Here is a 7,092-nt window from a genome sequence, read left to right as displayed (position 1 = left end):
GCTCCCGCGGGGCCTGCCGTGGCGCCCGCCTCCCCGGCTCCTGCCGGGCAACCGGTGGAGATCCCGCCGTCGGACGCTCCGGCCACGCACACTCCCGGCGGCGCGGCAGTCGACCCGGAGAAGCCTGCGGAGATCCCGGCGCCCGGACTGCCTGCCTCCGTTCCGGACGTCACGGACGGACTGGGCCAGCAGCCGCAGGTGCCCGTCCCCGGCCCGTCGGATCTGCCTTTGCCGGAAACGCTCCCCGAAGTCCCGCTGCGGTAGAGGCCCGCTGCGGTAGAGTTCCGCTGCGGTAGCGGCGCCTGCGGCCCGCTTTCCCGGCGCCGGCCGCCCGCCTGCTCAGTACGCCGCGGATCCCGTCCGGACCATCTCGCCACCAGGGGAAGCCAGGTACCAGACGCCATTGACGCCCTGGCCCAGGATGTCACCGGGCTTGGTGTCCTTCGCGAAGTAGTACAACGGCATTCCGTTCAGGGTGACCTGCTGCTTCCCGTCCGGAGTGGTGATGGTGCCGGGCGTTCCCGTGACGCCTTCCACCGCCGGCGTCGCCGACTCCGTCAGCAGTGGCGGCCACGCGGCCAGACAGGCATCAGTGCAGGCACTGGTCCCGGAGTCCTTGACGTCCTTCGTGAAGAAGTACAGGCTCATGCCCTTGCCGTCCACCACGATCCCGCCTGCGCTCGAGGAAGCTGTCTTGAGGTCGACGGCGGCAGCGGACGTGGTGGTGGCCATCGCCGTGGGCGGGATGGACGCAGGAGCGGTGGCCGTGGTGGGCGGCGCGCCGGTGGTGACGGCCGGGCTTGAAGCGGCCGGTATGGTTCCGGAGCTGCCGCCGCAGGCGGTCAGCGCCGCGGAAAGGGCCAGGATGGCGAGGCCTGCGCCCACGTGGTGTTTCATGGGATGCTCCTTGGCTGGGCCCGGCGTCGGAGCCCGGCTGGCTTCGATCATCGGACGGTAACCACTACGACGCAGCCGGGTGGAATATGGTTCACAGCAGATGCCCCTGCTGTGAATTTCTTGTGCGGCGTGAACTTTTTGCGCACCGTGAACTTTTTGGCCGGCGGCAGCGTCTTCAGGTGGTAAGCGAACAGGGGATGTGCGGCCGCGGCGGAAGGAATGCCATGCCACTCGACGAGGAGGTGGTGGAGTCGATCTACCGCGAGCATGGTCCTGCCCTCCGCCGGTTCGTCATCGCTGCCTCCCGCGACCCCCAACTCGCGGAGGATGTGGTCCAGGAGACCGTGCTGCGCGTCTGGCAGCACGCCCCGGACATCAACGGCAGCCTGCGCAGCTACCTTTACCGGACGGCCAGGAACATCATGATCGACAACTACCGCCGGGCCCAGCGGCGCCCCGAACTCCTCGAAAGCGAACCGGACCCTGCCGGGGTCATGGAGAAGGTGGACGACCTGCTCAACCGCGTCCTGGTGGAAGAGGCGCTGCTGCGGCTGAGCAAGGAGCACAGGGACGTGCTCGTGGCCCTCCACTACCGCCGCTTCACCGTCAACGAGACCGCCGTCCAGCTCAATATCCCCAGCGGGACAGTGAAATCCCGTGCCTACTACGCCGTCCGGGCGCTGCGGACAATCCTTGATGAAATGGGGGTCGAACAGTGAACGCCGCGGACCCGCACCAGCCGCTGGGCGCCTACCTCCTGGGCGGGCTCGACGCTGCGGACCGGGAAGCGTTCGAGTCCCACCTGCAGCAGTGCGCGGCCTGTCGGGAGGAACTGGCCGGGCTCGAGAAGCTTCCTGCCCTCCTGGACACCCTCCCCGTGCCGGACGCGGTGGCCCTCACCACGGTCTCCACCCTGACCGCCGCCCGCGACACCCCGGCCCCGGAACCACTCCTTGCCCGGCTGGCCCGCCGCCGGCGGACATCACGACGGCGGTGGGCGGCCTTAGTGGGCGCCGCAGCCGCCGCATGCCTCGCCTTGGGCCTCGTTGCCGGGCCCCTGCTGGCGCGGCCGCCGCAGCCGGACGCCAGCTATTCGGTACAGTCCGGGGGCGGCCTGCAGTTCAGCATCGACCTGGCCCGGAAAACCTGGGGGACCGAACTGGCAGTGAACGGCAGCAGCCTGCCGCAGGACGGGACGCTCTCGCTCTGGGTCAGGGACCGGGCCGGCGGTGAGGACCGGGCGTGCGCCTGGACGGCGACCCCCAGCGGCCGGGTCCGGGTCACCGGGGCAACCCCCATCCAGCTGGCGAGCATCTCCAGCGTCGAGCTGCGGGACGGGGCACAGCAGGCGGTGGCTGTGATTACGGTGCCGTAGGGATCCATGGCGTCCGCCTGCCCTGAACCAACTTCGGCCTCCAACCCCGGCCGCGAGCAGACCTCTTGATGAGGCCCGGGCTGCCGCTCCGGCCGGGCCTATTGGATCATTTTGGCCAGCCGCGCCCGGACGATCATGAACACGCCGTAGCAGATCAGCCCGGCGCCCACCGCGGCCAGGAGGTAGACGCCGAACGGCTGGTCGCGGAGCGCGCGGAGCCCGCCGTCCAGGCCGGTGGAATCCTCGGGGTGTGCCTGCAGGGTGGCGACGACGATCAGCAGGCCCGCCAGCAGCAACACGGCGCCCTTGGCGACGTAACCCACCACGCCCAGCGCACGGACTGCGGTCCTGATCCTCGGGTTGGCGGGCATCACCAGGTGCTTTTCGAACGACTTCCGCAGCCCGCGGATGCCGTACACCACGCCGGCGATGGCGATCGCGGCGCCCAGGATGACCAGCATGGCGACCCCGCCCGGAGCTTTCATCAGGGTGAAAGTGAGGTCGCTGGCCGCCTTCTGGTTGTCCCCGCCCGAACCGGTGCCCATGGCGAAGGACATCAGGGTCAGGGCCAGGCCGGCGTAGACCAGGGCCTGCAGCACGGCCTTTGCCTTCCGCCCCACCTTCTTCTTGGTAGGGAGGTGGTTGTAGTCGAAGATGGCGTCATTGACCTGCCAGAGCGCCAGGGCCGCGCACGCTGCGAAGCTGCCCCAGAGCAGGAACGGCCCGGCCGGCTGGGTGGCGAGTTCCGCCACCGCCCCGCTGAAGTCGGCGTTGCCGGTGCCACCCATGGCCAGCCGGATGGCTATCGCCCCCACCAGCAGATGCAGGATGCCGCTTGCCGCGAACCCTGCCCTCGCCAGTACTTCCAGCGTCCGGGAGTTGGTGACGTTCTCTGCCGCGCTAACGGCCTGCTTCAGTTCTCTTTTGATGGCTGTTCCTTTGTGCATGCGCAGAACCTGCGCGGTGGGTACACCGGCGTGCGTGCCCCACACACGAGCAATCGTGCCACGCCAGGGCTGTCTGGAACAGTACTTGGTCCGCCGGCGGAGGCGGCACACCCGCAGCCCTGCCTGCGGGTGCTATAGCGCGGGATGAATCTGCCGACCGGCCTGTTCAGCTGACCGGCCTCATCAACGGACCGCCCTGAATTAGCTGAGCAGCTGCCCGGCTGTTACCGCCGGCGGTAGCAGAGGTCGAAGATCAGCCGCCCGGCTTCGTGGGCTTTGGCTTCGAAGCTGGTGCGGATCCTGCCCTCGAAGCGCGGCGCCCAGCCGCCCGTCTCGTCCACGCCCTCGTTGGGGCCGGTGTGCTCCGTGCTGACCGGGGCGCGGCCTTCGCGCACCGGTGCGCCGCCCACCACGGTTTCGACGCCGGACTGCCACACCTGGGTGAGGGGGCTTTCCGGGCCGCGGCGCTCGCCGGTGTGCAGGTTCTCGAAGTCTTCGGACCCGGCCAGGACGTCACGGACGTGGATGGCGTAGTTGGACCAGTCCGTGGCGATCCGCCACAGCCCGCCCGGTTTGAGGGCCCGTGCGGCCAGTTTGGCGAACTCGGGCTGGATCAGGCGGCGCTTGTGGTGGCGCGACTTGTGCCAGGGGTCCGGGAAGAAGACCCACAATTCGTCCACCGACCCGGCGGGCAGCATGGTGGCGAGGACCTCCGGGGCGTTGGCCTCGACGACGCGGACGTTCGTGAGCCCGCGGCTGTTGATCTTGATGATGGTGTTCGCCAGGCCCGGGGTGTAAACCTCCACCGCCAGGAAGTCCGTGTCCGGGTTCTGCTCCGCCGCGTGGCAGACCGCGTCACCCAGGCCGGAACCGACCTCCACAATGAGGGGAGCCTTGCGCCCGAACTCGGCCTCGGCGTCGAACGTGTAGTCCGGGTGGACCGACGTGTTGGCGACGTGCCGGGGGACGTCCACCGCCCAGCGCTCCGCGTGTTCCTCCCAGGCCGCCTGCCGCCGGCCCTGCAAGCGTGTACCGCGGCGCACGAAGCTGACCGGCCGGCCGCCGTAGGTGCCGTGGGACGCCTGCGTTCCGGGCGTCACCGGCCTCGGGACATGCTGCTGCTGGGGGTTTTCCGGGGATTCGCTCATCCCTTCCAGAATAACCGGGCGAAACAGGAGCCGGATCAGAAGATGCCGATGATATCCAGCGCCGGTCCCAAAGCGACGGCTGCCACCAGCCCGGCAATGCACAGGGCGGCGGCCGCGGATCTCCAGCCGGGGGATGAGCGCGGGAGCTTGTCCATGAGGGGAAAGGCCAGCGCCAGAGCACAGGCTGCGAAGAGGACAGGGAGGCTGAAAAAGACGACGGGTGTCACCCACGGCACCTTGGAAGGCCCCTGGGATGGATAGGTGGCAAGCATGGCAAATGCGGCCAGCGGCCCGGTGAGCAGCATGCTGGCCGGCGCCAGGATGGCGAGTCCCAGGGCCGAGGAGGCCCTGCGGCCGTGGGCGGCTGCTCCGGACGGGGGTAGCCCTCCTCCGGAGGGAGGCTTCGATGCTGCTGCCCCAATCGGTGGTGCGGGTTCAGGCGTCGGCATGTCCATGGCTCTCCCTTGTGTGCTTGAGGTTGTGGTTTCACCGTAGGGATGGGGCGTGGAGGGAAGAAGGCCGCACGCCGACTATGTGGATAACACCCAGGGATGGCCCTGCCTGCCAGGGCGTGCTGCAAGAATGGGCTGGTGACGGAAGCAACGGATGCTGCGGCAAAGAAGCAGCGGCCTGGGGCCGGGCCGGGGAACGGGAACCCGGGCCAGCCCGGAGCCAGCGCCCTGGTGGATGCCGAAATAGACGAATTCCCGGCACCGGAACCCACACGGGTGGGCGGCCGCCGGCAGCTCGTATACCTGGGTGTGTGCCTTGTCCTGATCGGGATGAACCTCCGGACCGTGTTTTCGAGCTTCTCGGCAGTCCTCCCAGAGGTCACGGCGCAGGCATCCCTGCCTGGCTGGGCGGTGGTGGTGCTGACCACGGTCCCGGTGACGCTGCTTGGGGTGTTCGCGCCGGCGGCCCCCGTCCTGGCCCGGAGGTTCGGCGCCGAGCGGGTCCTGCTTGGCGCCATGGGGCTGCTGACGGCCGGGCTGCTGCTGCGCCCCGCCGACCCGGGAATCCCCGGCGGCCACCTGCCCGCACTGCTCGCCGGGACGGCGGCCTGCGGCGCAGCCATCGCCCTCTGCAACGTCCTGCTGCCCGGGCTGGTGAAGCGCGACTTCCCGCACCGGCTGGGCCTCATGGGCGGGCTTTACACCACGGCCATCTGCGCCTCTGCCGCACTCGGGGCCGGCTTCACCTACCCCGTCTACACGGCGACGGGGGAGTGGACCCTGGCGCTGTGGTTCTGGGCGGTCCCTGCCGCCGTCGTGCTTTTCCTGTTCCTCCCCCTGGCGCTCCGGCAGCCCGGGATAAGGCACCAGGCGGTCAAGGACGGGGTCAACGTGTGGCGCTCCGCCGTTGCCTGGCAGGTAACCATCTTCATGGTGCTGCAGGCCATGATGTCCTTCAGCGTCTTCGCGTGGCTGGCGCCCATCCTGCGTGAGCGCGGTGTTGACGGCGGGACGGCGGGGCTGATCGTCTCAGCCAGCATCGTGCTGCAGATGCTCGGCTCACTGTTCGCCCCGGCGCTCGCGGCGAGGTTCAGCGACCAGCGTGCCATCAACACGGCTGTTGCACTGATGACAGGTACCGGCTTCGCCCTGTGCATCTTCGGGCCGCTGGAGCTGGTGTGGGCCTGGGCGGGCCTGCTGGGCCTCGGCCAGGGGAGCCTGACAGCCGTTGCGCTCACCATGATCATGCTGCGGACCCGGGACGGGCACACCGCTGCCCACCTCTCCGGCATGATGCAGGGCGTCGGCTACGGCCTCGGCTCCACCGGCACCCTGATGGTGGGCCAGTTGCACCAGGCCACCGGATCCTTTGCAGCCGCCGGAATCCTCTTCCTGGTGGTCGGTGCGCTGGCGGCCGTCTTCGGCTACCGCGCCGGCCGGAACCGGTACGTCGGGTAGGCGGGGCGAGCGTGCCCGATTCCACCCTCCCGGCCACCCACACCACTGAAGGCATCCTGCAGCGGCCGTTCCTGTGGGTGACCATCGGCACCTGTGCCCTGGTGTTCCTCGCCGCATTCGAGTCGCTGGCGGTGACCACCATCATGCCCCTGGTCAGCCGGGAACTGGCCGGCGCCGGGCTCTACGCCCTGGCCTTCGCAGGTCCAATGGCCACCGGTGTTATCGGTATGGTGGCGGCCGGCAACTGGTCGGACCGGCGCGGGCCACAAGCACCGCTGTATGCCTCGGTCGGACTGTTCGTGCTGGGCCTGCTCATCGCCGGCACCGCGGTATCGATGCCGATGCTTGTGGCCGGGCGGCTGGTGCAGGGACTCGGCGGCGGAGCCCTGACGGTGGCGCTGTACGTGCTGGTGGCCCGGATCTATCCAGGCGTCCTGCACCCGAAAATCTTCGCGGCGTTCTCGGCAGCGTGGGTGGTTCCATCGCTGGTCGGCCCGTTCGCGGCCGGCGTCGTGGCGCAGGTGTTCAGCTGGCACTGGGTGTTCCTCGGCGTTGTGGGCCTGGTGATACCGGCCCTGCTGATGGTCGTGCCGGTGCTGCGCAGCATGGCCCCACAGCAGCAGGAAGCGGCAGTCCCGTGGGCCGCCGGACGGCTCGCCTGGGCAGCGCTCGCGGCGCTCGCCGTGCTGGCGCTCAACCTCTCCGCCGAGGTCCGGATCCCCGGATTTCCCGCCGCCGCCGCGCTCCTGGCGGTCGCCGCCGTCGTTGTCGCGTTGCTGGCCGCCCGGCCGCTGGTGCCCCGCGGCACCCTGGCC

Annotated in this window: 7 protein-coding genes and 2 pseudogenes; 5 read left to right on the top strand and 4 right to left on the bottom strand. The window is 69.7% G+C overall.

The annotated features are described in order from the left end of the window. Nucleotides 1–264 (top strand): annotated as a pseudogene (locus ACYQ1Z_RS19775) (hypothetical protein); the annotation flags it as partial. Between the two features lie 75 nt (nt 265–339). Here the strand turns inward: ACYQ1Z_RS19775 and ACYQ1Z_RS19770 are convergent. Continuing rightward, nucleotides 340–897: a COG4315 family predicted lipoprotein gene (locus tag ACYQ1Z_RS19770; protein WP_459794252.1), complete on the bottom strand. Its 558-nt coding sequence runs from the start codon at nt 895–897 to the stop codon at nt 340–342. Between the two features lie 224 nt (nt 898–1,121). Here ACYQ1Z_RS19770 and ACYQ1Z_RS19765 point away from each other — a divergent pair, with 224 nt between their 5' ends. Further along, nucleotides 1,122–1,616, top strand: a complete 495-nt coding sequence (locus ACYQ1Z_RS19765) for a sigma-70 family RNA polymerase sigma factor (protein WP_459794251.1) — start codon at nt 1,122–1,124, stop codon at nt 1,614–1,616. Beyond that, on the top strand, nt 1,613–2,272 hold the full coding sequence (locus ACYQ1Z_RS19760) for an anti-sigma factor family protein (protein ID WP_459794250.1): 660 nt from the start codon (nt 1,613–1,615) through the stop codon (nt 2,270–2,272). The genes ACYQ1Z_RS19765 and ACYQ1Z_RS19760 overlap by 4 nt, the downstream gene beginning before the upstream one ends. 98 nt (nt 2,273–2,370) lie before the next feature. Here the strand turns inward: ACYQ1Z_RS19760 and ACYQ1Z_RS19755 are convergent, their stop codons facing one another. From ACYQ1Z_RS19755 to ACYQ1Z_RS19745, 3 genes are all read right to left on the bottom strand, one after another. After that, entirely contained in the window at nt 2,371–3,219 is an 849-nt protein-coding gene (locus ACYQ1Z_RS19755; RefSeq protein WP_459794249.1) for a DUF1206 domain-containing protein, read from the bottom strand. Between the two features lie 224 nt (nt 3,220–3,443). Further along, nucleotides 3,444–4,367, bottom strand: a complete 924-nt coding sequence (trmB, locus tag ACYQ1Z_RS19750; protein WP_459794248.1) for a tRNA (guanosine(46)-N7)-methyltransferase TrmB — start codon at nt 4,365–4,367, stop codon at nt 3,444–3,446. 35 nt (nt 4,368–4,402) lie between these two features. Then, nucleotides 4,403–4,822: a hypothetical protein gene (locus ACYQ1Z_RS19745; protein ID WP_459794247.1), complete on the bottom strand. Its 420-nt coding sequence runs from the start codon at nt 4,820–4,822 to the stop codon at nt 4,403–4,405. A gap of 135 nt (nt 4,823–4,957) precedes the next feature. On the opposite strand from ACYQ1Z_RS19745, the gene ACYQ1Z_RS19740 reads away from it, so the two are divergent. Next, complete coding sequence (locus tag ACYQ1Z_RS19740; protein ID WP_459794246.1) at nt 4,958–6,277, top strand: MFS transporter; 1,320 nt, start codon at nt 4,958–4,960, stop codon at nt 6,275–6,277. An 11-nt stretch (nt 6,278–6,288) separates the two neighbouring features. Beyond that, nucleotides 6,289–7,092 (top strand): annotated as a pseudogene (locus ACYQ1Z_RS19735) (MFS transporter); the annotation flags it as partial.

The organism is Arthrobacter sp. AD-310 (assembly GCF_054656615.1).
This window is presented reverse-complemented; position numbering and strand designations above follow the sequence as displayed.